Raw genomic sequence first — 26,396 nt, forward strand, 5'->3', positions numbered from 1 at the left:
GGAGGTTTCGTCATGAGTGCCCTGACGATCGAAGGCTGGTGCAAAACCGGCAACGCCCAAAAGTCCACCCCGATGGGGGAAGTCCATTTCAACGTCGATGGATCTCTGCATCTGCGTCTGGAGGAAGCTGAAGAGCGCTTGCAGAAGACCCACGATCGGGAAGCCATGGTCGATGTCGATATGGATTCGATGGAGTTGATCATGCCCGAGGGATACGCCCCCTTGTCCGACTGCCAGATGCGTGTCTATCTGCACCACGACCGCGGACAGTTCCATCTGGTTGGGCACCGAGCGAGTGACGGCAGTTTGATCTACACCAACGCGGTGTTGATTGATCAACTGCTCGAGTAGCGGTTACGTGATTCCCGGCATCGGTGTTTCCCCGCGGGGGTAATGTGCGGTGCCGGAAACTCACGGGTCTTTTAAACAGAATTCAGTGTATTGCTTCGACCGGTTTAAACCCCAGACAGAAGCGGCTCTTCCCGCCCGGCTAAATCCACCTCGCCTCTGGGGCAAGCCCCTGCCAAAAGCGATCGGTGAAACAGGGCCGCTACTCTCTCCATAAATGGGGGACTACACCCACCCGACCAGTCGTTTGCCACCAAATTTGAGGAATATTCCCCCCTCACCCTTCCTCTCGCTTGAATCCCCCCGAAACAGTTTGTTAATTCATTTGAGTTTTTTCTTATCACTATTGAAATGGCTCATTAGTTGCACCACCCCTGGTACCCGCAACAGCTGTCGTCCCGGACATCATGGAGACGGCGGGGCTCGCCGGATTCGACATGACGCGAGGGGTGAAAAATGAAACGCGCAACACCACCATGCAACTCCATCGCCGTGTTGCCCAGGTCAAGCCTGTGGTGCGTGCTCCACGCAACAGTGAGGATGAGTGATGGCTTCCACCAATAAATCGATTGCTCGAATCACGAAACGGCCTTTGGCCCTTTATAAACAGCTCGCTGAGTTGGGCCTGATGTTTATCGCGTTGCTGATGACGCTGGCGTTGTCCGCGGTGCTGGCGATGGAGTTCACCCTTGGAGTGTTCTGACGAATACGTCTTTCACTCAAATGGCTTGATGATTGCGGTACTCATACGAGCGCCCGTTTTACCAGGCACCCATGCAACAAAAGCGGTTATGGGAGGTGTGTCATGTGGAATCAGCCTCTGATGATTGTGGCGATCTACCTTACTATCACCCTCTGCATCGGCTGGTTGTGGTCCACTGCTATCCTGTATTGGCTTTGATCCAATGGAAAAAGTGAGTCACCACCTGGTTTTATGAACACACATGACCAGCAGCCATGGGTCGGTCAGATGGGAGCCGAAGGTACGCCAGTCAAACGGCCCATGGGGGCGCGGGGATGAACTTTGACTCGATCCATTGTTTGAACGCGACGACCACCGCGCCCGGAAACCTGGCCGATGGCCTGACCAGATAGACCCCACCGGCGGTGTCCAATTGCCAGTCAGGAAGGACATGCAACAGCCTCCCGGCAGCAATATCACGACTCATCAACCAGTCACCGGCCCCCAGTATTCCCGCATCGGCGCGGGCCGCTGCCAGTAAGGACTCGCTGTCATTGGCCGTCAGGTTTCCTTTGGGAGAAACCGTCTGCAACTCATTGCCGCGATGGAGTCTCCACAGGGGAAAAGACGCAAGGCCGCTGAAGCGAAGGCAATTGTGCCTGATCAGGTCCTGTGGCGTTTCGGGCATACCGTGCTGTCTGATGTAGGCAGGCGAGGCACACAGTATCCGGCGATGGTCACTCAGTTTTTTGGCGATCAACCGGCTATCTTCCAACTCTCCGATTCTGATCGCCGCGTCAAAACCTTCATCGATGATGTCGACCAGACGCTCGCTATAGTCAGCGAGGATCGAGACATGCGGATGAGCCTTGAGAAACTCCGGCAGCATCGGGCCAAGCCAACGCCTGCCCATGGCGGCCGGCAATGCAAGGCGCAAAGTACCGCGGATTTCGCTGGCGCCCTCGGACGCCTGCTGCTGCGCTTCATTCATCGACTCGATGGCCGAGCGCAGGCGCTGCTCCAGCCTGGCACCGGTTTCAGTCATTCGAACCTGGCGGGTGGAGCGTTCCACGAGCCGAACGCCGAGGCGTTTCTCCATGGCGGCGAGGCGTTTCGAGACGATTGTCGGGTGTCGCTGCAATAGCCGGCCAGCCCCGACAAACGAGCCTTGCGAGGCCACGGCCAGAAACGCAGCGATTTCGTCACTGTGCTGGTTGTTCAGAACATCAGGATTCATGGTTTTAGAATGATCGCCCCCGATGAACGCCCCGACTCCAGGTCGGCATGCGCCAATGCTGCGTCCGCCAGAGAGTAGCTTGCCCGGACCGAAGGTTTGATAATACCCGCACCTATGGCGACCAACACATCCTGCGCGCGTTCCTGGTACTCGCAGGCGCTCGCCGTATGGGCTGCCAACGAAGGACGTGTCACGAACAGCGAGCCTTTGGTATTCAGCGTTGATAGCTCCACGGCTGACGGTGCACCTGATGAAGCACCAAACGATACCATCAGCCCTCGCGGTCGCAAGCTATCCAGGGATGCCTGGAAAGAAACACGCCCTATCGGGTCATAGACGACGTCGACCATTTTGCCCTGGGTGATACGAGCCACCTCGCCAGCCAGGCTGTCAGCATCGAACACCAGGACTTCATCGCATCCCGACGCATGAGCTTTCTCGACACTGGCCTGCTTTGAAACCACGCCGATCACGGTGGCCCCCAAGTGCTTGGCCCACGGCACCATGATTTCCCCCAGCCCTCCAGCCACACCGTAGAGCAGAATGGTTGTGCCGGGGCCGACGGGATAGGTGGCTTTCAACAGGTACTGCGCCGTGATGCCCTTGAACATGACGGCTGCGGCATCATCGAACGACAGCGAATCCGGAATTTTCACCAGCCGCTCTGCCGGATAAAGCCGGGCCGAAGCATAGGAACCCAAAGGGCCGGTGGCATAGGCCACGCGATCCCCTGCTCGAACGTTGCTGACACCCGCCCCCACCGCGGCGATACGCCCAGCGCCTTCCAGCCCAAGCCCGGATGGCAAAGAAACGGGCACCGCTCCCCTACGCTGGGTAACGTCGAGAAAGTTCACACCTACAGCCTCTTGCTCGAGCCAGACCTCGCCCTGGCCTGGCGTTTGTTCGCTCAGTGTCTCCAGGTTCAGCACTTCAGGGGAGCCGGACCGGTTAAACCGGATCGCAGATACCATGGTCATTTCTCCTTCCATCGCAAGCCGTAATGAAATATGTGGCCTCAGTGTGAGAGCTGATCTGCGGATGAACAAGACTGGTTGATTGCAGGAGATTAATGCATTTTTTGCAGCAATATAATGATTGACTCACCTTGCTTGAAATCCGTCATGACATGTCATGACTTCCCTAAAAAATGGACTTTGACCAATAAATACGGGGGTTAAAGGACGAATGGTCGAGAGGCGTCAAGCGCGGGGAATTGCCGGGAGTTTGCAGCCACTACAGGCTTTTCAGGCGGGCACGTTCGTCGCGGTGAAGTGAACTTCACCTTCTCGACGTGTCACATTAGGTCCTTGTCAAGCAAACGTCAGAAGAGGTACAGCCTTATGAGCATGGCCACAATTGTCAGTGCCGTGATTTCCAGTCTCGCACCCAGTGTCTTCGACCAGAGCAGCCTGCAAGAACCTGGCGCGCATGTCTCGGCCGTCGAATACCACTACGGAATGGACATCGATGTGAAACGGGTGCTGCAGCGCACCGATACATCCGACAAGACCGGCGTGGTACCGGTGACCCTGGTCTACGAAGACAGCGAGGGCGAGGTTCACAAGATTCGTTTCCTCGAATGGGGTGGAAGCCCCGCCGACCCAACCAGCATTGCCTGATCCGCTCGTCGATCGGGTTCCAGGCCTGACCGGCCTCCCAGAAGTGGAAGTTAAACCTTCTGTGCACTCAGTGCGATAAGGTTTTTAGTTACCTGAAAATGGACATGATCGAATGACTAAAAGTTCATTCGAGAAACTCACTATTATCTTGACGGCGGAATGTCGCAAGATTAATTGATAACAATTACTGAATCTAAATGGCGGTCAGCAACGGTAAATCCAAATTATACCGTACCAAAAGCCAAGTTGATTCACTATTGAAGCCAGAGGTAACCATGGAACTTAGTATGTTCTCTTCGTCCACCGTGGAATATGTGCGTTTGGGCGTTGTATATTTTCATCTTATCGCCTGCTGTGTTGCAATCGGACTGGTATTGACCAGTGACATTGCAATGGTCAAGCAACTCCTGAAGGGGGATGCGTCAGGTCACCACGATGACGCGCACATGGAAAGCCTTCAAAAAACCGTAGTACTTGCACTTGTAGTGCTTTGGATTACGGGCATTGGCATTGTCGGGATCGATTATGCCGGTAAGGGGATGGAATATTTCCTCAATCCAAAATTGCAAGCCAAAATCGGCATTGTTGTGCTGTTGACCTTTAACGGCTTCCTGTTGCATAGCGCTGTATTGCCGGCGCTGAAAAAAGCCGGTTCGTTACTCAAACTTTCCTTCAGCCTGCGCATGCTGGCGCTGTTCTCCGGCGCCCTCTCTGCCGTCTCGTGGTTCTATGCCGCCATGCTGGGGGTGGGTCGTCCGCTGGCCTGGAAGTACTCGCTGCTGGAGTTGCTGGCCGCCTATCCGGTGCTCATCATCGGTGGATTCGGGGCGATGGTACTGCTCACCGTCTGGGCAAAAGACAAAGACACCGAAGCGCGTATCGAGCAAAGCACCCGGCCAGCAGGAAACGCCGCCCTGGCTGGCTGGTGAAGCCAGGTTGAACACGGAAGTTCAGCCCAAGGCGTCCGATCACAGCAACAGCTGATCGGTGCAGCCTCTGTCCACCGGCTGACCACAAATGTGCAGCCTCAAGCCTCGCTAGCAGCACCCAAGGTACTGCTAGCGCCGGTTTAACCAAGATCCCGCCTACACCCAATCCAGTGTGTTGAATCCGCCTCAAGCAGCCCGGAATCGGGCCGACGACCCGCAGTAGTCATGGAGACAGGCGTCTATCGCTTGCCCTTCATACAGACTACGGAAAGATAAACACCCCAAAGAACACCACAGAGTGCAAGTATCAGCTCCGGATTGAAAATGTTCTGATCGACCGGTGCCACCAGGATTTCGCTATAAAGGCACATGGCGCCCGCGATCAACGCAATAAAGTAGCCAGTCCGGGTTCTGGTCCGGCGCAACAACAGAACTCGTTTCAGGCCCTCGTCTTTCCATTCTTGAAGGGGCATGAGCTGGATCTCCTCCAGCAGCACCACACCCCATAGCAACGCACATAACCAATAACCTATCATCATGACGTTCTCCAGTTAGAACATTGACGCAACATGAATGTAGCGTGCACTCCTCGCTCAACTTGCGAATATCGATTCCGGAGTCTTTTCTGACTCGTGAAAATGGCTGTACAAGACGTTGACGAAGACAACTCCATTGAGCGGGCGAGAATTTTCCGAGAGGTAAGCATGCTTGATTGGAGCGGCCCCCACTATCGACGTAAGCAGTACTTCTTTGTGGCGATATCGGCCAAACGCTTGTAGTGATTCCACTACAAGCAGACTGGAACCGGTGAAGCTGGGCATGTACCGCAGAGCTGGAAGCTGCCGAGTACGATTGAGTGGCTCGGCTGCGTCGGATGGCAGGGCGTTCTAAGTCAACAGGCCATTTTCGAGGGCATAGCGGGCCAGTTTCGCGTTGCTGTCCATCCCTGTTTTTTCCAGGATACGTGCCCGGTACGTCGTGACGGTACTCGGACTCAAGTGCAATATCTGAGCGATGCGGACAATCCTCTCGCCTGAAGCGAGGAGCTTGAGGACTTCAAGCTCCCGGTCGGATAGCGCTTCGTGGGGTGCCCCGTCGCCCCTGCCAATAGCGTTGACCAGTTTTTCTGCCAGTTCGGGACTGACGTGCTTGCCGCCTGAGGCCACCTTGCGAACCGCCGCAACCAGGGTGGCTGCGGAAATATCCTTGGTGAGGTATCCCGCTGCGCCATGCTTGATTGCGCGTAACGCATAGGCCTCGACCGAATGCATGCTCAACATCAGAACGGCGAGCCTGGGTTTCTCTGCACGCATGAGCTTGAGGAGTTGCAGGCCGGTCTTGTCGGGCAGCTGAATATCTACCAGCGCCACGTCGAAATCCTGCTCCCGGACCAGGAGCATTGCGCCTTGTGCCGTCTCTGCTTCACCCGTAACGTCGATCTCGCCGGCAGTCTCCAGCATGCGTCGCACGCCGCTACGCACGATGCTGTGATCATCCACCAGCAAGACTCTGATTTTGTGGTCAACCATCTGTATTTTCCATTCGGCAGTGGCCAGCAAGCCATGGAATCTGCTGCAGCGTTTGACCTTAGCAGGCATAGAGCACACTTGCACTTTTGCCTCAGGCGTTAGTGCTCACTTCTGCGGACTGCGGGTGCAGTCGGCTGGAACGGCCTGATCCCGGCCATTTTCCCCAGGATCCTGGGCATTGCGCCAACCTTGCTAATATTTCGTGAGCCAACGCTCAGTATTCAGCATGGTCAATACTGCATTGCCGGCTCCTGCATGACGCCTTGCGCGTGGCATCCACTTTGACTGGACATAGACATGGCCACAGTGACGACACCGATCGAAGTTTTCGACATGAAGACGTTGCTGGCAGCGCTGAAAGCGTTGCGCAATGGTGACTTCACCACGCGCATGCCGCAAGACTGGACCGGCATGCCGGGAAAGATCGCCGACACGCTCAACGAGATCATCGATATGGCGGCCGACACCGCCACCGAATTCGAACGCGTGGCGCGACTGATCGGCAAGCAGGGCAAGGTCGATGAGCGTATCCAATTGCCGATGATGAAAGGCTCATGGCAAAAGATCGTCAACTCGAGCAATGCGCTGACCAGCGACCTCATCAGCCCGATGAGCGAGATGATTCGCGTTATCGGGTCGGTTGCCGAGGGTAATCTGAGCCAGCAGGTACCACCGGTACTTGACGGCCTGAGACTGCGGGGCCAGTTCCTCAAATCCGCCAGGATCGTGAACACCATGGTGACGCGACTGGGCTCCTTCGCTTCCGAGGTCACCCGCGTGGCCCGCGAAGTCGGCACTGAAGGGATTCTCGGTGGGCAGGCCAATGTCAAAGGGGTGTCCGGCACCTGGAAAGACCTGACCGATTCCGTCAACGACATGGCCGCCAACCTGACCACCCAGATGCGCAACATCGCTTACGTGACGACCGCGGTGGCCAAAGGCGATCTGGGCAAGACGATTACCGTTGAAGTCAGGGGTGAAATTCTCGAGCTGAAAAACACCATCAACACGATGGTCGGCCAGCTTTCCAGCTTCGCTGCGGAGGTGACCCGCGTCGCGCTGGAAGTCGGTACCGAAGGCAAGCTGGGCGGTCAGGCGGAAGTGCGTGGCGTATCAGGCACCTGGCGCGACCTGACCGAATCGGTCAACGGCATGGCGGCCAACCTGACCACCCAGGTGCGCAACCTCGCACAGGTGACGACGGCGGTGGCGCGCGGCGACCTGGGCAAGAAAATCACCGTTGAAGCCAAGGGCGAGATTCTCGAACTGAAAAACACGATCAACACGATGGTCGACCAGCTCTCCAGCTTCGCCTCGGAGGTGACCCGCGTCGCGCTGGAAGTCGGTACCGAAGGCAAACTGGGCGGACAGGCCGAAGTGACCGGCGTGTCCGGTACCTGGAAGGACTTGACCAATTCGGTCAACGGCATGGCGGCCAACCTGACCACCCAGGTGCGCAACATTGCCGACGTGACGACGGCAGTGGCCAACGGCGACCTGTCGCGCAAGATCACAGCCGAAGCGAAAGGTGAAATTCTCCAACTCAAGGAAACCATCAACACCATGGTGGACCAGCTCTCGACCTTTGCCGACGAAGTGACGCGCATGGCTCGCGAAGTGGGGACTGACGGCAAGCTCGGTGGCCAGGCAAAAGTGACGGGCGTCGGTGGAACCTGGAAAGACTTGACCGACTCGGTCAACAGCATGGCGGCCAACCTGACCAATCAGGTGCGCAACATCGCCGACGTAACGACGGCGGTGGCCAAAGGCGACCTGGGGCGCAAGATTACCGTGGAAGCCAAGGGCGAAATCATGGAGCTGAAAAACACCATCAACACCATGGTGGACCAGCTCAACAGCTTTGCCGCCGAAGTGACGCGGGTGGCGCGCGAAGTCGGCACCGAAGGAAAGCTCGGGGGGCAGGCACAGGTGCAAGGCGTGTCCGGCACCTGGAGGGACTTGACCGAAAACGTGAACTTCATGGCGGCCAACCTGACCAGCCAGGTACGAGGCATCGCAAAAGTGGTGACCGCCGTAGCCAACGGCGACATGAAGAAGAAACTGACACTGGAAGCCAAGGGCGAGATCGCTGAACTGGCCGACACCATCAACGGTATGACCGATACCCTGGCGCTGTTTTCCGATCAGGTGACCTCGGTGGCGCGTGAAGTGGGCGTCGAGGGCAAGCTGGGGGGCCAGGCCAACGTGCCGGGTGCAGCCGGCACCTGGCGCGATCTGACCGACAACGTGAACGGTCTGGCGGCCAACCTGACCAATCAGGTGCGCGCGATTGCCGACGTGGCGACTGCCGTGACCAAGGGCGATCTGACGCGTTACGTGGAGGTGGAAGCAAAGGGTGAAGTGGCGGAATTGAAGGACAACGTCAACGAGATGATCCGCAACCTGCGGGAAACCACCCGGCAAAACGCAGAACAGGATTGGCTCAAGAGCAATCTCGCGAAATTCAACCGTCTGCTGCAGGGCCAGCGCGATCTGGCGGCAGTCTCCAAGATGGTGCTGTCTGAACTGGCTCCGCTGATCAACGCCCAGCACGGCGTGTTCTACATGATGAACGAGAGCCCGCCCGATCCTGCGAAGCTCAAACTGCTGTCCGCTTATGCATACAAGGGCAACATCAATGTGAACGATGAGTGGCGGCTCGGCGAGGGCCTGGTCGGGCAATGCGCCTACGAGAAGCGGCGCATCCTGCTGACCGATGTACCCGCCAATTACGTCGCGATTTCATCGGGACTGGGTGCGGCCGCCCCGCTGAATATCATCGTGTTGCCGATCCTGTTCGAGAACAAGGTCAAGGCCGTCGTCGAAATGGCTTCGTTCACGCGCTACAGCATCATTCATCAAACCTTCCTTGATCAGCTTGCTGAATCGATTGGTATCGTACTCAACACGATCGAAGCCAATATGCGTACCGAAGAACTGCTCAAGCAGTCGCAATCGCTGGCGCACGAGCTGCAAAGGCAACAAGAAGAATTGAGGCAGACCAACGAGGAACTGGGGGACAAGGCGGGACTGCTGGCGGAGCAGAAAGCCGAAGTCGAGCGCAAGAACCGCGAGGTCGAAATCACCAAGCTGTCGCTGGAGGAGAAGGCGGAACAGCTGATGCTGACCTCGAAGTACAAGTCCGAATTCCTCTCCAGTATGTCCCATGAGCTCAGAACGCCATTAAACAGCCTGCTGATCCTGGCCCGGCAGCTCAGCGACAACGCAGAACACAATCTCACGCCCAGGCAGGTCGAATATGCCAAGACCATCCGTAGCGCGGGCAAAGACCTGCTGGAGCTGATCGACGAGATTCTCTATCTGTCGAAGATCGAGTCGGGCACGGTCACGCTGGATCTGAATGAAACGCTGTTCGCCGATCTGCACGACCAGATCGAACGCACCTTCCGGCCGGTCGCCGAAAACCGAGGCCTCGACTTCACGATTGAACTGGCGCCTGCCCTGCCCCCCGTCATCTGGACCGACGAAAAGCGCCTGCTGCAGGTGGTCAAGAACCTGCTGTCCAACGCCTTCAAGTTCACGGAACAAGGCAGCGTCAAGATCAACATCGAACCCGCTGTGTCCGGGTGGAGCGTGGATAACGACGAACTCAATCGTGCCGATGCGGTGGTCGCCTTCGTGGTCACCGACACCGGCATTGGCGTATCCGCCGGCAAGCAGAAGCTCATCTTCGAAGCGTTCCAGCAAGCAGATACCGGAACCTCACGCAAATACGGCGGCACCGGCCTCGGCCTGTCGATCAGCCGCGAGCTCGCACACCGGCTGGGCGGTGAGCTGCGGCTGATCCCCGGTGAGATCGGCAAGGGCAGTACTTTCGCGCTGTACGTGCCCTTGCGTACTCAGGATGCCCAGCGTCAGACGCTAGACGAATCAACGACAGAGGCCGTACCTGACCAGGTCAAGCGCGACCTCATGCCAAGCCCGTCTGCACAGATACCCGACGACCGCGAGTCGGTCCAACCCGGGGACCAAGTGCTGCTGATGCTCGAGGGCGACGCCCGATTCGCCAGCATTCTGCTCGAAGCCGCGCACCAGACGGGCTTCAGGGCTATCGTCTCGACCCGTGGCGCGGATGCGCTGGAGCTTGTCGAACGCTTCAAACCCGCCGCGATCACGCTGGACCCAGGCCTGACGGACATCGATGGCTGGTCGCTGCTCGAGCAGTTGAAGCGCAATTTCGCCACGCGTCACATTCCGGTCCAGATCATCTCGAACGCTGACGACCACACACGCGGGCTGCGCTATGGCGCTTTCGACCATCTGCTCAAGCCGGTCACAGCCGAGGAGATTCAAAATGCACTGGTCGGTATCGTGGCATTCGCTCGGCGCAAGACCAGGAACCTGCTGCTCATCGACGGCAACGATGAGAGCCGCGCCCGCATCCTCGATCTACTCGGCAACACCGACGTGAAGATCGAAACGACCGCCAGCGGCGCGCAGGCCTTGAAGAAACTGGCAAAGAAACGCTACGACTGCATGGCCATCAATCTCGAACTGCCCGACGCATCCGGCATCAGCTTTCTCGAGGCCTTGCAGCAAGACCACGCCATGCGGGAATTGCCGATCGTCGTCTATGGTGCACAGACACTGACCAAGCCGGAACACGAGCGTTTCAGGACACTGCTCGGCAAGGGCGTGATCAAGTCAGTTCAGTCCCCCGAGCGCATACTCGACGAAACCGCGCTGTTTCTACACCGTGTCGTCGCCAGACTGCCGCAGACCCAGCGCAGAATGCTGGAAAAACTCTATGAGGGCTCGGACAGTCTGGAGGGTAAAAAGGCCCTGGTGGTCGACGATGACGTGCGCAACATCTTTGCCCTGACCAGCGTGCTTGAATGCAACAAGATGCTGGTGGCCACGGCGGAAAACGGTCGAACCGCCATAGAACTGCTGCAGCAACAGCCCGATACCGACATCGTGCTGATGGACATCATGATGCCCGAGATGGATGGCTTTGAAACCATGCGCCAGATCCGTACATTCAAGAGATTCGAAGCCCTGCCCATGATTGCGCTGACGGCCAAGGCGATGATGGGCGACCGTGAAAAATGCATTGAGGCCGGCGCCTCGGACTATGTCAGCAAACCGGTGGATACCGACCAGTTGCTGTCACTGATGCGCAAATGGCTCTATCGATGACGCTGTACCGCGCTCATTGCGCACTAGCGCGAACCGAAGTGGCATAGATATGCAACAGGAACCTCCGATATTCAATGACAGAGCCCAGGTGCGGCACCCGCTCCCGCCCGATGGCGTGCCAGCATCCGTGTTGCTGGTGGATGACAATCCCGCCAAGCTTACGGCGCTCGCCGCGGTGATTGCCGACATGGGCCTCGATGTTGCCACGGCGACTTCCGGACGCGAGGCGCTGCGCCTGCTATTGCAACGCGACTTCGCCGTCATTCTGCTCGACGTGAAAATGCCGGTGATGGACGGTTTTGAAACCGCTGCACTCATTCACGGCCGCCCGAAGTCGGCCCACACGCCCATTATCTTCGTCACAGCGGAGGCCGACACGGATTCCGAGCGTTTCCGCGGGTATACGGCCGGCGCTGTGGATTACATCTTCTCGCCGATTGTGGCCGAGGTTCTTCGCGCCAAGATCCAGGTGTTTGTCGACCTGTTCTACTTGCAGCGCAAACTGACGATGCAGGCCGAAGAATTGCGGCAATCGAAACGGCAACTGCGTGAACTGGCCTCCTATCAGGAGCACATCAAGGAAGAAGAGCGAAAGCGGATCGCACGGGACATCCATGACGAGCTGGGACAGAGCCTGCTGGCGTTGCGAATCGATGTCTCCATGTTGCAGGCGCGCACCAGTACCCGGCACCCCAGGCTCAACGAAAAGGCCAGCGATGCGCTGAATCACCTCGATACAGCCATCCGCAGTGTCCGCAGTATCATCAATGATCTTCGGCCACCCGTACTCGATCTGGGACTACAGGCAGCGATCGAGTGGCAACTTGAAGAGTTCCGGCAGCGCAGCGCGATCGATTGCACGATGTCGGCCAAAGACGAAAATTTCCGTCGCGACCTGAATGAAAAATCCGCCACGACTCTGTTTCGCATCGTGCAGGAATCGCTGTCGAACATTGCCCGGCACGCGCAAGCGACACAGGTGCATATCGAACTCTGCAGAGAGGGTCGCCGGCTTTATCTGCAGATCAAGGACAACGGCGTAGGCATGACGGATCGCAAAAAACTGAACTCGTTCGGGCTGGTGGGAATGAAGGAACGCATCAGCATGCTGGGCGGGGAATTCACGATTGACAGCGCACCGGACAAAGGAACGAGATTAACGATATCGCTGCCACTCGACTGATCCGGATGCTTCAGGCACCCCCACAACAGACAGCAATCGGCCAATAAAGATCGGTGAAACAGGGCAGCAACTATCTCCATAAACGGGGTACTACGCCCATTAACGGGTATTTACCACCTAATTAGAGGAGTATTCCCCACTCCCCCTTCTCTCGTTTGAAACGCTCAAAAATAGCTTATTAATTATCCTGAACTTTTTTCGCCCCAGTGTGATGGCCCATTAGTTGCACACCCCGTTGTACCCGCAAAAGCTATGTCCCAGACATTCTGGCGACGGCGGGTTTCGCCAGACTCGATATGTCGCGAGGGGTGAAAAATGAAACGCACGACACCACTACGCAACTCCATCGCCTTGCTGCGCAGGTCAAGCCTGCCCTGTGCCATGCTCCTTACCCTAACCTCCAGTGCAAACGCCGTGCCGCTGGATGATTTCGGCCCGCCACCACCGACGGACCCCTCGGCGTTTAGCAACCCGCCGGCTGACCTCGATGCCGCGGCAGCTGCCTTACGGGCTCTGCCACCCGCCAACCAGGGCGCCCTCGCCCTGCCCAACGGCGTGTTTGGCGACCGCACCACGCCAACGACCGACAACGTGCTGCCGCCAGCCCTGCAGACATCCTTCAATATTCCCACCAACGGCAAGCCCAGCCCATTGTTCGGGGCCCAGCCGTACACCCAGCAACTGCTGCTGTTCGAAGAGTTCGGCACGGAGAAACTCGACCCGACACTTCCGGCACCGCCCCTGACCTTCCCGGTTCCGACCGTCGGCCCGGCGCCCACGCAGGACCCGAACAACATCGCCCGCAGCGGCCCTTCGGCCGCGGCGCTGGAAGCCTTCATGAGCCAGCCGGGGCTGTTCCCGTTTCCGTCGCAGTTTTCCAACGTACTGGACCGCAACCCATGGAAAGCGCAGATCGAAGCCTTCCTCAACCGCCATCCGGTCGACTCGCCGGCCGAAGGTCGTCCACCAGGAAAAGGCTGGTCGCACCAGCGCTGGAACGAGTTCTTCCCGCAGGTCGGCTTCAAAACCGTGCAAGCGGGCGCCCAGATCAACAGCGGCATGCGCGACCACCGACAGTTGCACAACTACGCCGTCGGTGAGTTCGGGCCGGGCGGGCTCTACAACCAAACCTCGGACACCCCGGTCCTGGCGGGCACCACCAAAGGCATAAGTGTTCGTTTTCACCCCAACATGCCGATTCAGAACCACCAGGCGCTCTGGACTTTCGACGGCACCCTTCCGCCAAAACTGTTGATGGTGCGTTACGGTCAAGCCGCGCTGATGCGCCACTACAACGCCCTGCCGATCGATCTGTCGGCCAACATGGGGTTTGGCCTGCACACCATTACAACCCACGAACACAACGGCCACTCCCCGGCCGAAAGCGACGGCTATGCCAATGCGTTTTTCTTTCCGGGGCAGTACTACGACTATCGCTGGCCGATCCAGTTGGCCGGTTACGACACCATCAACACCAGCGCCCAGGATCCGCGCGCGGCGTTCCCCTGCGCCCCGGGCGAAACCCTGTTCGTCAACGATGCCACGCCCGGCCTCAAGACCTGCAACAACGGCAGCATCAAGATCCGTGGCGACTGGCGCGAAACCATGAGCACCCACTGGTTCCACGACCACATGCTCGATTTCACCGCGCAGAACGTCTACAAGGGCAACGCGGTGATGATGAATTACTACAGCGCCCTGGATCGCGGTAACGAAGCGCTTGAAGATGGCGTCAACCTGCACCTGCCCAGCGGTTCGGCATTGCCCTGGGGCAACCGTGACTATGACGTCAACCTGCTGGTGGCCGACAAGGCCTGGGACGCCAATGGCCAACTGTGGTTCAACCCGTTCAACACCGACGGTTTCCTCGGCGATCAGCTCCTGGTCAACTGGCAGTACCAACCGCGCCTGAATGTACGGGCGCGCAGCTATCGCTTCCGCATCCTCAACGGCTCGGTCTCGCGCTACTTGAGAATCGCGCTGGTGCGTGAAGTCGCCGGTACCGGCGGCGAATTCCCCGGCCCGGCCGGTTCCGGCCTGTCTTATAGCCGGGTGCCGTTCCACATGATCGCCAACGACGGCAACCTCATGGAGCACACCGTGCCGTTCGACGGCAGCATGGACCTGGACGGTGACGGCGATGTCCAGGACCACAACGCCATCTTGCCCACCCAGGGCATCGCCGAGCGTTACGACATCATCGTCAACTTCGCGAAAAACGGGATCAACACCGGCGACAAGCTGTACTTCGTCAACCTGATGGAGCACCAGAACGGCAAGAAGCCGACGGCTACACTGCTGAGCCTGGCCGATGTCCTGTCCGGCAAGTACAAGGCGGTGCTCAGGCAGGGCAACAAAGGGCTGGAATGGAACGGCGGCGACCCGGCGGTGGGTAAGTTCCTGCAACTCGTGGTCAAGCCTTATGCCGGCCAGGACGTGAGCATGAACCCCGCCGACTTCGAACCCGCCAAGCCGGGCAAACCGGCCGGCAAGAGCATGATCCCGCTGACCCTCAACCGCGATGATCCGGTGGTGCAGGCCACGCTCAAGGTGGCGCGGCATCGCGAGTTCATCTTCGGCCGCTCCGACGGCACCGACGAACAACCCTGGACGATCAAGACCGACGGTGGTGAATTCGGCTTCCCCATGGACCCACGAGTCATCAGCGCCGCCCCGCAACTGGCCAACGGCCCGACCCCTGCCGGGTTCTCCGGCGACGGCACCCTTGAGGTGTGGAAAATCAAGACCGGCGGCAACGGCTGGACCCACCCGGTACACGTGCACTTCGAAGAAGGGATCATCCTCCACCGCGATGGCAACCCGCCGCCGGAATGGGAAAAATGGGCGCGCAAGGACGTCTATCGCATCGGTCAGGGCATCGACAGCTCGGTGGATGTGGAAATGGCGATCCACTTCCGTGAATTCGCCGGGACCTACATGGAGCACTGCCACAACACCCAGCACGAGGACACGTCCATGCTGCTGCGCTGGGATGTCGAAAACCCCGGCCAGTTCCAGTTGATGCCAACCCCCCTGCCCGGCTGGGACGGCGTCACCTACGTCAACTCCGCCGCGCTGCCGACCTTCCGCACTGGCGATACCCGCACCAATAACGAGGGCAATAACCAAAATCCGGTCGCCAATCCCGACAGCGCCATCAGCAACACCGGCCAACCGCTGCCCATCAACGTGCTGGCCAACGACACCGACCCTGACGCTAACGTGCCACTTAAGGTGGTGGGGCTGGAGCAGCCGGACTCCGGCAAGGGCGTGGTCAGTACCGATGGTGTGCGCGTGACCTACACACCACCGGCCACGGTCCCCGCACCGTTCACCGCGACCTTTACCTATAAGGCCAGCGATGCCAAGGGCGCGGAGTCGGCACCGGCGACGGTGTCCGTAGCGGTGTCCGTAGCGGTCTCGGTAGCGGTCAGCGGGAACCCGTAGTGGTGCACTAAGTACAACCAGGCTATAGCGACGAGGGCCTCATTGAGGCCCTCTTGCTACAAACGGCATTACGAACGCCTATGTCGCTGACCAGGGCTATTCGCGCTTTCGCCTGCTGATTCCACAGGCAACCCGCGCGACTCTCAGCCTTCATCGCGCGTATTTTCACACAGCCTGGATCGGTAACTGCCCCTCGTCAGAGGCAGCAATCGGCCCGACAACGGTCATTCAATGCCTACAAGATCGGGGGCGACTCAGTAGATATCCGAATCAGACTCGCTCACCCTACAGCCCTGCCATACTGTTCAACATGACCCGTGCAACTTTCCGCTTCTTTGATGAGCTCAACGATTTCCTGCCGGCCGAACGGCGGCGGCAACCCTTCACCTGCCAGTGCGCGCAAGGGGCGACGGTCAAGCACATGATCGAGGCGCTCGGGGTGCCGCACACCGAGGTCGAACTGGTGCTGCTCAACGGCGAGTCGGTGGGCCTGGAGCGGGTGATCCTCGACAGCGACCGGCTGGCGGTGTATCCCAAGTTCGAAGCGCTGGACATCAGCCCGCTGCTGAAGGTTCGCGCGCAACCTTTACGGGTGCTGCGTTTCGTCGCGGATGCGCACCTTGGCGGGCTGGCCAGCCTGCTGCGCATGAGCGGCTTCGACACCCTCTACGACAATGGCTTCGAGGATGGCGAGATCGCCGAGATCGCTGCACAGCAAGGCCGCATCGTGCTGACCCGCGACCGCGAACTGCTCAAGCGCCGAATCATCAGCCACGGCTGTTATGTGCATGCCCTGAAACCGTCGCTGCAGCTGCGCGAATTGTACGAGCGCCTCGACCTGGCGCGTAGTGCGCGGCCATTCAGCCTGTGCCTTCATTGCAACCTGCCGCTGCACGAAATCAGCCTGGAACTGGCCCGGACGCAGGTGCCGCCACGCATTGGCGTCCTCTATTCACGCTTCCTGCGCTGCGACGCCTGCCAACGGGTTTACTGGGAGGGTTCGCACTGGCGCGGCATGTGTGCATTGCTGGCACCGCTGCTGAACCGATAGCCGCCAGCCCTTGGCGGGCAAAAAAATAACAAAATTGCCATGTGCTCCCTTCGTTCCTTCTTGCGTCGCACTGTTCATTGCCCGTTCCCGCACGTCTGGAGTTTTCCCAATGCCCTCGCCTCATTCCTTGCCCGCTGCGCTGCTGGGCCTGGCCCTTGTTTGTCCGGCCATGACCGAGGCTCAGGGCCTGGAGCTGGGACAAGTGCTGATTGGCGCCGAGGACCAGAGCGACGAAGACCAGGGGATCGAGGACGCCAGGGCCCGGCTGGCCCAGGTGCCCGGCGGCACCAACGTGGTCGACATGCGCCGTCCGTTGCAGGGCCGCGTCGCCAGCAATCAGGATGTGCTGGCTTACCAGCCGGGGATCTATGCCCAGTCGGCGGGCAACGAAGGGGTGAAGATCTCGATCCGCGGATCGGGCATCAACCGCGCACCGGGCGCCCACGCCTCGGGGCTGTACACCCTGCTCGACGGCCTGCCGCTGACCGGCCCCGGCGGCACGCCCTATGAATTGCTGGAACCACTGTGGCTCGACCATGTGGAGGTGCTGCGCGGCGCCAACGGGTTCGACCGGGGTGCCCTGGCCCTGGGCGGGGCCATCGATTACGTCAGCCATACCGGCTACGACGCGCCGAAGTTGCAGGTACGCTACGCAACGGGCAGTCACGGCTATCAGCAGCGCCTGATCAGTTCAGGGCAAGTGCTCGGCGCTTTCGATTACTACGTGGCCATGACCGATGCCAACGCCGACGGCTACCAGGACCACACGGCCAGCGAGAGCCAGGGTGTCATCGCCAACTTCGGTTATCGCTTCAACGCCAACCTGGAAACACGCTTCTACCTGCGCCACCGCCAGACCGACAACGACCTCGCGGGACGGGTAACCAAACATTCCATCGAGCATGACCCACGGGCGGCCAACCCGGCCTACGTGGCGCGGGACGACCGCCGCGACGAGCCGGGCAGCACCTTTATCGGCAACAAGACCACCTGGTACATCGATGACGATTCGAGCATCCAGACCGGCCTTGTCTACCACGACTACCCCATGGACCTGAGCGAGGGCCCCAACCGCTTGAAGGTCGCGTACACCGATGTCAGCGGCACGTTCGACTACAAGCGGCGCGACACGCTCTGGGGTCTGCAAAGCCAAAGTACCCTGGGCCTGCGAATGACCAGACACCTGCCCAGTGCCGGTGCCAGCGAGTTCGTGCGCATCCCCACCGGCAACACCGCCGGTTATGCACCGGGCACACTGATTCGCAACTTCACCTACCAGGGCTCGGACACGGTCCTGCATGTGGGCAATGACCTGGAGATCGCCGACGACCTGTGGCTGACCACCGGCCTCGCCGCGATCTACACCCGCCGTGAAAGCGATGTCACCTACCCGCAGGAAGGTGGCAAGACCAGCCTGCACGACTGGGACTACGCCCCGCGCGTGGGCCTGCGCTACCAACTGACACCGGACCTGCAACTGTTCGGCAATCTCAGCCGCTCGGTCGAGGCGCCGCACCCGTGGTCGCTGATCTATAGCTCGAACATCCGCTTTCCCAAGGGCAGCGGCGTTGCCACGGGCGCCCAGCGCGAACCGGTCACACTGCAAAACCAGACCGCCACCACCCTGGAAATCGGCGGTCGCGGTGACAGCACGCTGGGGCAATGGAGCCTGGCCTGGTACTACGCCCAGGTGCGCCACGAACTGCTGTCGGTGTTGCCGGACGCCAACGCCACCACGCCCTACGAGCTCAACGCCAGCCCCACCGTGCACCAGGGCGTGGAAGCCAGCCTGCTGAGCCCCCTCTGGTCGCCGGAGGATGGCGGCCAATTGAGCCTGCGCCAGAGCTATACCTTCAGTGACTTCCACTACCGCGACGATGAGCGCTTCGGCGACAACCGCTTGCCGGGCCTGCCGATGCACTATTACCAGGGCGAACTGCGCTACGACTGGCCACAAGGCTTTTTCGCCGCGGTCAACACGCAATGGGTGTCCAAAGTAGCAGTCGATTACGCCAACAGCTACTACGCCGATCCCTACGCCCTATTCGGCGCCACACTGGGCTACAACGCGCCCAAGGGCGACTGGCAGACCTGGCTGGACATGCGCAACCTGACCGACAAGCACTATGCCGCCACGGTCACGCCGGGCTACGACGACAAGGGGCTGGACGCGGCACGCTCCACCCCCGGCGAAGGCATGGCGATGTACGTCGGGGTGTCGTGGAGCCTGCTCTGAGGTCACTGGCCCGACTTCGCAAACGCACGCAACTGCGCCGCGACGACTAAGCTTTTGTAACGTCACCTCGTCCCTCAAGGAGATATCCATGAGCGCCGCAGCCCTGTCCGAACTCGATGCCGCCCTGCCCGACCTGACCCGCAAGATCCGCGTGCTGGATGCCCTGTCCTGGCCGGACGGCGTCGAGGAAGACTTCCTGGCCAAATGGCGCGGCGGGCGGGTCGAGTTACCCAGGGTCGAGTTGCAGCCTCGCGACCACAGCGCCGACATCGCCGCCCTGGAAAGCTTTATCAGCCATTGCGATGTGGGGCATCCGGCCGGAAATTTCCTTGCCATGACCGCCCGTAGCTATGCCACGGCCGGACACATGCTGGGGGCCATCGGCACTCCCGCCTTTACCCAATATTCGTCAGCGCTGTACCGCCGTCCCGACTTCTACTACACGCGCTTGCAACTGAGCATGCTCGACGCGGCCCGTTTCTTTCTCAAGACCACCGACGCCCTGCTGGGCGGTGCGCGGATTCCACCCTGCCCGGCCGAGATCCCGGCCAAGGCGTTCGCCGCCTGGATTCAACCGGAACTGGACCGCTTCTTTGGCGCCGGACAGATCACGGTCGTGCTCGATCCGAACCTGGCCGCCAAGGCCATCGCCGGATCGAGCCGCATTCGCCTGCGGGCCAGCGCGCTGTTCTCCGAGCTGGACAAGCATCAGCTGTTGCAACACGAGGCCTTCGTGCATGTCGCCACCGCACAGAACGGCGCGCGCCAGCCCAACCTCACAAGCCTGGGCCTGGGAGCGCCCCGCACGACCCAGACCCAGGAAGGCATTGCCACCCTGGCCGAACTGTTCACCGGCAGCATGGACATCAACCGCCTGCGTCGCCTGGCCCTGCGCGTGCTCGCTGTCCAGCAGGCGCTGGAGGGTGCCGACTTCATCCAGGTGTTCGAAGGTTTTCTGACGGCCGGGCAGACAGAAGAGGAATCCTTCCGCTCGACTCAACGGGTATTCCGCGGCGCCGACCTGCGGGGCGGTTCGGCATTCACTAAGGACGCCGCTTACCTGACCGGGTTGCTCGGCGTCCACACCCTGCTGCGCATTGCGATCCGCGATAACCGACCGGATCTGGTGGGGCATTTGTTTGCCGGGCGACTCAGCCTGGCCGACACCGTGCGCCTGGCGCCCCTGTTCGAGTCCGGCTGGCTGAAGGGGCCGGTCTATCTTCCCGCCTGGGCCAGCGACCTGCGCCTGCTGGCCGCCAACCTGGCCTTTTCGGCGTTCATCGCCCGGATCAAGCTGGATGTGCTGGACCTTGATGTGTTCATGGCATTCGCCGAAGAACACGAAAGCGATGCCAGTGCGCTGTGATCGGCGCCGAGTTTTTCAGCCGGCCTTGACTCTTCGAATCAACTGCTACCATTAGGAAGCGGTGCCAAGGCCGGGCTCTGTGGCTTTCAAAAACGGCTTTCACCGCCAGGGATTGATCCACTCATTTCAAACCTGCCTGACCCCATGGGGGTTGCAATGCACAATCCATTGCTTTACGCGTTGTCGGCTGTACTGCTCTTGAGCGGATCGCCCTGCCTGGCACTGGGTACGGATGGAACCGCTACAGCACCGGCCCCGGCACCCGCCGCCGCTACACCGGCAAGCGCAGCCACGACAGCGCCCGCCGCGCCGGTGACCAAGGATCCGGTGTTTAGCCAGGAACAGCTGGATCAGATGCTGGCGCCCATTGCGCTTTACCCGGACCCACTGTTTGCACAGGTGCTGATGGCCACCACCTACCCCGGAGAAGTCGGCGAGGCAGTCAGCTGGTCCAAAGCTCACCCGGACGCCAAGGGGGACGATGCGGTCAAACAGGTGGCGAATCAGCCTTGGGATCCGAGCGTGCAGGCACTGGTCGCCTTCCCGCAAGTGCTGGCAATGCTGGGACAGGACCCCGTCTGGGTCCAACGCCTGGGCGATGCCTTCCTGGCGCAGCCCGACGATCTCATGGAAAGCGCGCAACGCTTGCGGCGCCAGGCCCAGGCAGCCGGCAATCTGCAGAGCAACCAGTATCAGAACGTGACGATCCAGAATGTCGCGGCGCCGGCACCGGCAACCACGACTGCGGCACCGGCCCCAACCCCTGAACCGGCCCCGGCCGGCAACTCGACCATCATCATCCAGCCTGCCGATCCGCAGGTGGTGTACGTCCCCACCTATAACCCCACAACCACCTACGGCACCTGGCCCTACCCGGCATCGCCGCCCGCGTACTATCCGCCGCCACCGGCCTATTACCCTGGTCAGGCCCTGATGGCCGGACTCGCGTTCGGTGCCGGTGTGGCGATCATTGGATCGTTGTGGGGTGAATGCGACTGGGGCAATAACGACGTCGACATCGACGTCAATCGCTACAACAACATCAACGCCAACAACCGGATCACCAACAACAAATGGCAGCACAATCCGGTGCATCGCAATGGCGTGCCCTATCGAGACAATGCGAGCCGCGCACAGTACGGCCGGCAACTGAACGGCGCCAATCAGCGTCAAGCCTATCGCGGAGAGAATGCCCAGCGCGCCCAGGCCCGTGAAAATGCCCGCAGCTCAATGGACAAGCACGGTATCGAACGACCCGCCACCAGCAATCTCGAAGCCCGTGATCAAACGCGCAAACTCCAGTCCGCAAGCGCAGGCGGCGATCGGCTGCAGGCCGGTGCGGACAGGCCGAGGGCGGCGGACAGAAGCCAGGACACGGCCAGAAACACCCGAGAGAATCAGCAGCCCAGGAGGGAGACCCAGCAGGCCAGGAACCAGAGCGCCCAGTTGGATCAGCGCAGAGAAGGCTCCGCGCAGACGCGGCAAACGACGAACAAACGGCCCGCCGCCAGTGCCGGCAGTGCCCGCAACAATGCGTTCGCCGGCGCACGCTCACCGTCCCAGGCCAACCTCCAGGCCAATCGTGGCCGGGCCAGCCAGGCATCCGCCCAACGCCCCAGTGCTTCGCGATCGGGCGGTCACCAGGTCAGCCGGCCGTCCAATCCACCAGCGCGTCAAAGGGGGAGCCGTCGTTGAAAAACCATCCTCGATTGAAGGGACTCACGGGCTTTCTCCTTCATGTACTGGTTATAGCCGCCGGCTTGTCGTGGTCGTGCATGGCGACGGCCCAGCAGGCCTTTCCAACCCCGGAAAAGGCTGCAGAAGCCTTTGTCGAAGCACTGGGCACGGAGCACGCCGACCAGGCACGCCTGACCGAACTGCTGGGCAATGACTGGCACATTTACATCCCCCGTGAAGGCGTGCAGCGCAAAGATGTGGATGCGTTCTTGCAGCAATATCGCGAGCAACACCACTTTGAAAACACCAGTGACCGTCAGGCTGTCCTGGCGGTCGGCAGTGAGAACTGGACACTGCCTATCCCCCTGACAAAAAACGAGAACGGTTGGCGCTTCGACATGAAGGCCGGCAGTGCCGAGACCCGTGCACGTCAAATCGGCCGCGATGAACTTGCCGCGGTGCAATCGGTGCTGGCCTATCACGATGCCCAGATGGACTATGCGTCGGTGGATCGTGACGATGATGGCGCACTCGAGTATGCGCAGAAAATCTTCAGCACCCCCGGCAAACACGACGGACTCTATTGGGCCGAAGACGACAGCGGCCAGATCAGCCCGCTGGGGCCTTCGTTCGGCAAAGCCATCGCCGACGAAGAATGGCATGGCTACCGCTTCCGCATCCTTCATGGCCAGGGTCCTTCGGCACCGGGTGGTGCCTACAGCTACCTCATCGGTGACAAGATGAGCCGCGGCTTTGCGCTGATCGCCTGGCCGGCGAAGTACAACGACACTGGCGTGATGAGTTTCATGATCAGTCATGAAGGCCAGGTGTTCGAGAAAGACCTGGGGCCCGAGAGTGAAAAACTGGCGCTGGCGATGAAGCGCTTCGATCCGGATGACAGCTGGAAAGAGGTGCCTGAAGATCAGGAGTAGCAGGCGTGACCTGCTACCAGCCTTCAGAACGGTTGAAAGCCGTTATCTGATCGACAGGACAAATCGGTCTTCGCCCCCCGTGCTGTCGTTGCAGGAGGGTTGCTCAAGCTTGAATCCGCACCGTTCAAGTACTTTTCGCGAGCCCAGGTTTTCCTTGAAGGCATAGGCAACCAGTTGCGCAAGCCCCCAGCGCATCCGCGATTCCTGGATCAAATGCCTCAGCGCCAGTGTCGCCAGCCCCTGGCCGCATGCGCACTCGGCAATCCGATAGCCGACTTCAGCGGAACGGGTCGATGAGTCGATGCGTTTCAAATTGGCTCGACCGACGATTCTCTGACTGGAATCCTCAATGACAAAGGGGTGCCAGGCACCGATGGCGAAATCGGACAAATAGCTTTCGATATGATCGGCGACACCCTGCAACGAGTAAAAAGAAGGGTCGCGCGCATCGATATGGGATTCGAACCATTCACGGTTCTCGATTTCGAACGCCAGCAACGCTTGAGCGTCAGTCTTTTTCAGCTCGCGAACGCTAAATGATTCCATTCATCACCTCTGCTGTGTCTTGCGCCGAATTGGCTCGAGTCTATCTCATACCTGAACAACCTGGCCGGGCCTTCCTCCTCTCGAACGCGAGCGGCTTGCACAGTACATATGGAAAAACGTATATTCGAATAACCATATATACAGAGCCGCGCCAATGCTCAATCCTGCCGCCGTATTCAAATGCCTGTCCGACGAAACCCGCGCCCGGGCCACTTTGCTCATCACTCGTGAAGGCGAGTTATGCGTGTGTGAACTGGTCTGCGCCCTTGACGACAGTCAGCCTAAAATTTCCCGCCATCTTGCACAGCTACGCGGCTGCGGCCTGCTTCTCGACCGCCGTCAGGGACAGTGGGTGTATTACCGGCTCAACCCCGATCTGCCCGCGTGGGTTCGCGACGTTCTCGAAACGACCTTGCTGGCAAACGCCGACTGGCTTGCGAACGACAGCACTCGCCTTGCCGCGATGGGCGACCGTCCGCTGAACACTTCCGCCTGCTGCTGACCTTTCATTCATCGAGACTGTTCATGTTTACTGCATTTACCATTTTCCTGCTGACCATGGTGTTGGTCATCTGGCAACCCAAGGGCCTGGGCGTCGGCTGGAGCGCTTCCCTGGGCGCCATCCTGGCCCTGCTGGCAGGCGTCGTTACACTGCACGATATTCCGCTGGTGTGGGCCATTGTCTGGAACGCCACCGCGACCTTCATCTCGCTGATCATCATCAGTCTGCTGCTCGATGAGGCCGGGTTTTTCCAGTGGGCCGCATTGCATGTGGCACGCTGGGCCAAGGGTGACGGGCGGCGCCTGTTCGTATTCACGATACTGCTGGGGGCCGGTGTATCCGCCCTGTTTGCCAACGACGGTGCAGCCCTGATCCTGACCCCCATCGTCGTTTCAATTCTGCTCGCACTGCGTTTTTCGCCAGCCTCTACCCTGGCGTTCGTCATGGCGGCCGGTTTCATTGCCGACACGGCGAGCCTGCCCCTGGTGGTGTCCAACCTCGTCAATATCGTTTCGGCTGACTACTTCGACCTGGGCTTCAGCGAGTACGCCGCCATCATGGTGCCGGTCAACTTCGTTGCCGTGGCGACCACCCTCGTGGTGCTGTATTGGTTTTTCCGGCGCGACATTCCCAGGCACTACGCTCTCGATGACGTGATGGATCCGCGACGCGCCGTGCGTGATCCCCTGACCTTCCGCGTCGGCTGGATGGTCCTGGCTCTGCTGCTGATCGGGCTGTTTGCCCTGGAACCCTTGGGCATTCCCATCAGCGCCATCTCAGCGGTCTGTGCCGCGATGCTGTTCGCCGTGGCGGCGCGTGGGCATGTGATTTCAACGCGACGGGTGCTGCGTGAGGCGCCCTGGCAGGTCGTGATCTTTTCGCTGGGCATGTACCTGGTGGTATACGGGCTGAAAAACGCCGGACTGACCACCTACATGACCATGGCCCTGAACCGCACGGCCGAATTCGGCATCTGGGGCGCCGCGCTGGGCACTGGGCTGCTCACGGCCTTGCTGTCATCGGGCATGAACAACATGCCGACGGTGCTGGTGGGTGCCCTGTCGATCCAGGCCAGCGACGCCACCGGTGTGGTGCGTGAAGCCATGATCTACGCCAATGTCATCGGCTCTGACCTGGGCCCCAAGATCACCCCCATCGGCAGCCTGGCCACCCTGCTCTGGCTGCATGTCCTGGAGCGCAAGGGCATCCGCATTACCTGGGGTTACTACTTCAAGGTCGGCGTGGTCCTGACGCTGCCGATTCTGTTCATCACCCTGTCTGCCCTGGCCCTGCGCCTGAGCGTTTAGCCCCCGTGCGACTGCAAAGAGGAGTCACCATGCGCGTTCTGTTTATGTGTACCGCCAATAGCTGTCGCAGCATCCTGTCCGAAGCCATGTTCAACCATCTCGCCCCCGAAGGTTTCGAGGCGTTCAGTGCCGGCAGCTTCCCCAAGGGCCAGGTGCTGCCCCGCAGCCTGAGCACGTTGCAAGAAGCCGGTATCGCCATCGACGGCTTGAGCAGCAAAGGCAATGAGGCTTTCGAAGCCAACCCGCCGGACATCATCATTACGGTCTGCGACAAGGCCGCCGGTGAAGCGTGCCCCGTGTATTTCGGGCCGGCACTGAAAGCTCATTGGGGCCTGGAAGACCCATCGGACATACAGGGAGACGAAGCGATGGTATCGGCTGCGTTCCACTCAACCCTGGCGCGCATCGAAACACGCTGCCGGGCATTGCTCGACCTGCCTTTTGCACAACTTGACCGCGATGCGCTGAAGCGGGAACTCGACCGCATCGGCACGCTTTGACCGGAGCCCCCATGACCCATCCCCTGCCCAATCTCGACACCTCACTGACCCAGCCCATCGCCAGCGGATAGCGTCGTCCTCGTCAGTGTTTCAGACCTGCGGCATATGTCGAAAAAAAGTCGCAAGCCCCGCGATTCTTAAGGGC

At 60.0% G+C, this 26,396-nt stretch carries 20 protein-coding genes; 15 read left to right on the forward strand and 5 right to left on the reverse strand.

The genetic code is table 11. The features are described from left to right. Positions 1–12 precede the first annotated feature (12 nt). Positions 13–351 carry a hypothetical protein gene (locus tag ACM6J5_RS01680; RefSeq protein WP_095941771.1) on the forward strand — a complete coding sequence of 113 codons (339 nt, stop codon included), beginning with the start codon at positions 13–15 and terminating at the stop codon, positions 349–351. 544 nt (positions 352–895) lie between these two features. Further along, positions 896–1,051 carry a hypothetical protein gene (locus ACM6J5_RS01685; RefSeq protein WP_172435283.1) on the forward strand — a complete coding sequence of 52 codons (156 nt, stop codon included), beginning with the start codon at positions 896–898 and terminating at the stop codon, positions 1,049–1,051. A gap of 289 nt (positions 1,052–1,340) precedes the next feature. On the opposite strand, the gene ACM6J5_RS01690 is transcribed toward ACM6J5_RS01685, so the two are convergent. After that, on the reverse strand, positions 1,341–2,267 hold the full coding sequence (locus ACM6J5_RS01690) for a LysR family transcriptional regulator (RefSeq protein WP_095941770.1): 927 nt from the start codon (positions 2,265–2,267) through the stop codon (positions 1,341–1,343). Further along, entirely contained in the window at positions 2,264–3,238 is a 975-nt protein-coding gene (locus ACM6J5_RS01695) for a quinone oxidoreductase family protein (protein WP_414927750.1), read from the reverse strand. The genes ACM6J5_RS01690 and ACM6J5_RS01695 overlap by 4 nt, the downstream gene beginning before the upstream one ends. Before the next feature lie 369 nt (positions 3,239–3,607). Here ACM6J5_RS01695 and ACM6J5_RS01700 point away from each other — a divergent pair, with 369 nt between their 5' ends. Together ACM6J5_RS01700 and ACM6J5_RS01705 are read left to right on the forward strand one after the other, a co-directional pair. After that, complete coding sequence (locus tag ACM6J5_RS01700) at positions 3,608–3,886, forward strand: DUF2790 domain-containing protein (protein WP_057715339.1); 279 nt, start codon at positions 3,608–3,610, stop codon at positions 3,884–3,886. 275 nt (positions 3,887–4,161) lie between these two features. Then, positions 4,162–4,815: a hypothetical protein gene (locus tag ACM6J5_RS01705; protein ID WP_414927751.1), complete on the forward strand. Its 654-nt coding sequence runs from the start codon at positions 4,162–4,164 to the stop codon at positions 4,813–4,815. Between the two features lie 239 nt (positions 4,816–5,054). Here ACM6J5_RS01705 and ACM6J5_RS01710 read toward each other — a convergent pair whose 3' ends face one another. Beyond that, positions 5,055–5,354, reverse strand: coding sequence for a hypothetical protein (locus ACM6J5_RS01710; RefSeq protein WP_095941767.1), 300 nt, complete (start codon positions 5,352–5,354; stop codon positions 5,055–5,057). 348 nt (positions 5,355–5,702) lie between these two features. Then, the gene (locus ACM6J5_RS01715) at positions 5,703–6,344 is read right to left on the reverse strand and encodes a response regulator transcription factor (protein ID WP_095941766.1); all 642 of its coding nucleotides are present in this window, start codon (positions 6,342–6,344) and stop codon (positions 5,703–5,705) included. 297 nt (positions 6,345–6,641) lie between these two features. On the opposite strand from ACM6J5_RS01715, the gene ACM6J5_RS01720 reads away from it, so the two are divergent. The 8 genes from ACM6J5_RS01720 to ACM6J5_RS01755 all read left to right on the forward strand — a co-directional run bounded on the left by ACM6J5_RS01720 (position 6,642) and on the right by ACM6J5_RS01755 (position 23,396). Further along, positions 6,642–11,504 carry a HAMP domain-containing protein gene (locus tag ACM6J5_RS01720; RefSeq protein WP_414927671.1) on the forward strand — a complete coding sequence of 1,621 codons (4,863 nt, stop codon included), beginning with the start codon at positions 6,642–6,644 and terminating at the stop codon, positions 11,502–11,504. 49 nt (positions 11,505–11,553) lie between these two features. Then, positions 11,554–12,687, forward strand: a complete 1,134-nt coding sequence (locus tag ACM6J5_RS01725; RefSeq protein ID WP_095941764.1) for a response regulator — start codon at positions 11,554–11,556, stop codon at positions 12,685–12,687. Positions 12,688–13,068: 381 nt separating this feature from the next. Continuing rightward, entirely contained in the window at positions 13,069–16,134 is a 3,066-nt protein-coding gene (locus ACM6J5_RS01730) for an Ig-like domain-containing protein (RefSeq protein WP_414927752.1), read from the forward strand. A 310-nt stretch (positions 16,135–16,444) separates the two neighbouring features. Continuing rightward, positions 16,445–17,185 carry a Mut7-C RNAse domain-containing protein gene (locus tag ACM6J5_RS01735; protein ID WP_414927672.1) on the forward strand — a complete coding sequence of 247 codons (741 nt, stop codon included), beginning with the start codon at positions 16,445–16,447 and terminating at the stop codon, positions 17,183–17,185. A gap of 109 nt (positions 17,186–17,294) precedes the next feature. Then, on the forward strand, positions 17,295–19,421 hold the full coding sequence (locus ACM6J5_RS01740) for a TonB-dependent receptor family protein (protein WP_414927673.1): 2,127 nt from the start codon (positions 17,295–17,297) through the stop codon (positions 19,419–19,421). An 88-nt stretch (positions 19,422–19,509) separates the two neighbouring features. Further along, positions 19,510–20,787 (forward strand): flavohemoglobin expression-modulating QEGLA motif protein, encoded by a 1,278-nt coding sequence (locus tag ACM6J5_RS01745; RefSeq protein WP_414927674.1) that lies wholly within the window; start codon positions 19,510–19,512, stop codon positions 20,785–20,787. Between the two features lie 156 nt (positions 20,788–20,943). Then, entirely contained in the window at positions 20,944–22,482 is a 1,539-nt protein-coding gene (locus ACM6J5_RS01750; protein WP_414927675.1) for a DUF3300 domain-containing protein, read from the forward strand. Between the two features lie 80 nt (positions 22,483–22,562). Continuing rightward, positions 22,563–23,396 (forward strand): DUF2950 domain-containing protein, encoded by an 834-nt coding sequence (locus ACM6J5_RS01755; RefSeq protein WP_414927676.1) that lies wholly within the window; start codon positions 22,563–22,565, stop codon positions 23,394–23,396. Between the two features lie 42 nt (positions 23,397–23,438). Here ACM6J5_RS01755 and ACM6J5_RS01760 read toward each other — a convergent pair whose 3' ends face one another. Beyond that, positions 23,439–23,942 (reverse strand): GNAT family N-acetyltransferase, encoded by a 504-nt coding sequence (locus tag ACM6J5_RS01760; RefSeq protein ID WP_414927677.1) that lies wholly within the window; start codon positions 23,940–23,942, stop codon positions 23,439–23,441. Positions 23,943–24,096: 154 nt separating this feature from the next. Here ACM6J5_RS01760 and ACM6J5_RS01765 point away from each other — a divergent pair, with 154 nt between their 5' ends. Genes ACM6J5_RS01765 through ACM6J5_RS01775 form a run of 3 tightly spaced genes read left to right on the forward strand, consistent with a single transcriptional unit; the run spans position 24,097 to position 26,251 of the window. After that, complete coding sequence (locus ACM6J5_RS01765; RefSeq protein WP_095941756.1) at positions 24,097–24,444, forward strand: metalloregulator ArsR/SmtB family transcription factor; 348 nt, start codon at positions 24,097–24,099, stop codon at positions 24,442–24,444. Positions 24,445–24,467: 23 nt separating this feature from the next. Then, on the forward strand, positions 24,468–25,751 hold the full coding sequence (locus ACM6J5_RS01770; protein ID WP_095941755.1) for an arsenic transporter: 1,284 nt from the start codon (positions 24,468–24,470) through the stop codon (positions 25,749–25,751). Positions 25,752–25,780: 29 nt separating this feature from the next. Further along, positions 25,781–26,251: an arsenate reductase ArsC gene (locus ACM6J5_RS01775; RefSeq protein WP_414927678.1), complete on the forward strand. Its 471-nt coding sequence runs from the start codon at positions 25,781–25,783 to the stop codon at positions 26,249–26,251. The last annotated feature ends 145 nt before the right edge of the window (positions 26,252–26,396 follow it).

This window comes from Pseudomonas sp. IT-P74, assembly GCF_949768175.1.
Classification (GTDB): domain Bacteria; phylum Pseudomonadota; class Gammaproteobacteria; order Pseudomonadales; family Pseudomonadaceae; genus Aquipseudomonas.

What these genes read in the sequence shown, in the direction of transcription:
- ACM6J5_RS01760 (WP_414927677.1), bottom strand. Translation starts at nt 23,942, where the DNA reads ATGGAATCATTTAGCGTTCGCGAGCTGAAAAAGACTGACGCTCAAGCG.
- ACM6J5_RS01720 (WP_414927671.1), top strand. Translation starts at nt 6,642, where the DNA reads ATGGCCACAGTGACGACACCGATCGAAGTTTTCGACATGAAGACGTTG.
- ACM6J5_RS01695 (WP_414927750.1), bottom strand. Translation starts at nt 3,238, where the DNA reads ATGGTATCTGCGATCCGGTTTAACCGGTCCGGCTCCCCTGAAGTGCTG.
- ACM6J5_RS01685 (WP_172435283.1), top strand. Translation starts at nt 896, where the DNA reads ATGGCTTCCACCAATAAATCGATTGCTCGAATCACGAAACGGCCTTTG.
- ACM6J5_RS01765 (WP_095941756.1), top strand. Translation starts at nt 24,097, where the DNA reads ATGCTCAATCCTGCCGCCGTATTCAAATGCCTGTCCGACGAAACCCGC.
- ACM6J5_RS01710 (WP_095941767.1), bottom strand. Translation starts at nt 5,354, where the DNA reads ATGATGATAGGTTATTGGTTATGTGCGTTGCTATGGGGTGTGGTGCTG.
- ACM6J5_RS01715 (WP_095941766.1), bottom strand. Translation starts at nt 6,344, where the DNA reads ATGGTTGACCACAAAATCAGAGTCTTGCTGGTGGATGATCACAGCATC.
- ACM6J5_RS01680 (WP_095941771.1), top strand. Translation starts at nt 13, where the DNA reads ATGAGTGCCCTGACGATCGAAGGCTGGTGCAAAACCGGCAACGCCCAA.
- ACM6J5_RS01745 (WP_414927674.1), top strand. Translation starts at nt 19,510, where the DNA reads ATGAGCGCCGCAGCCCTGTCCGAACTCGATGCCGCCCTGCCCGACCTG.
- ACM6J5_RS01770 (WP_095941755.1), top strand. Translation starts at nt 24,468, where the DNA reads ATGTTTACTGCATTTACCATTTTCCTGCTGACCATGGTGTTGGTCATC.
- ACM6J5_RS01735 (WP_414927672.1), top strand. Translation starts at nt 16,445, where the DNA reads ATGACCCGTGCAACTTTCCGCTTCTTTGATGAGCTCAACGATTTCCTG.
- ACM6J5_RS01755 (WP_414927676.1), top strand. Translation starts at nt 22,563, where the DNA reads ATGGCGACGGCCCAGCAGGCCTTTCCAACCCCGGAAAAGGCTGCAGAA.
- ACM6J5_RS01740 (WP_414927673.1), top strand. Translation starts at nt 17,295, where the DNA reads ATGCCCTCGCCTCATTCCTTGCCCGCTGCGCTGCTGGGCCTGGCCCTT.
- ACM6J5_RS01730 (WP_414927752.1), top strand. Translation starts at nt 13,069, where the DNA reads ATGCTCCTTACCCTAACCTCCAGTGCAAACGCCGTGCCGCTGGATGAT.
- ACM6J5_RS01725 (WP_095941764.1), top strand. Translation starts at nt 11,554, where the DNA reads ATGCAACAGGAACCTCCGATATTCAATGACAGAGCCCAGGTGCGGCAC.
- ACM6J5_RS01690 (WP_095941770.1), bottom strand. Translation starts at nt 2,267, where the DNA reads ATGAATCCTGATGTTCTGAACAACCAGCACAGTGACGAAATCGCTGCG.
- ACM6J5_RS01700 (WP_057715339.1), top strand. Translation starts at nt 3,608, where the DNA reads ATGAGCATGGCCACAATTGTCAGTGCCGTGATTTCCAGTCTCGCACCC.
- ACM6J5_RS01750 (WP_414927675.1), top strand. Translation starts at nt 20,944, where the DNA reads ATGCACAATCCATTGCTTTACGCGTTGTCGGCTGTACTGCTCTTGAGC.
- ACM6J5_RS01705 (WP_414927751.1), top strand. Translation starts at nt 4,162, where the DNA reads ATGGAACTTAGTATGTTCTCTTCGTCCACCGTGGAATATGTGCGTTTG.
- ACM6J5_RS01775 (WP_414927678.1), top strand. Translation starts at nt 25,781, where the DNA reads ATGCGCGTTCTGTTTATGTGTACCGCCAATAGCTGTCGCAGCATCCTG.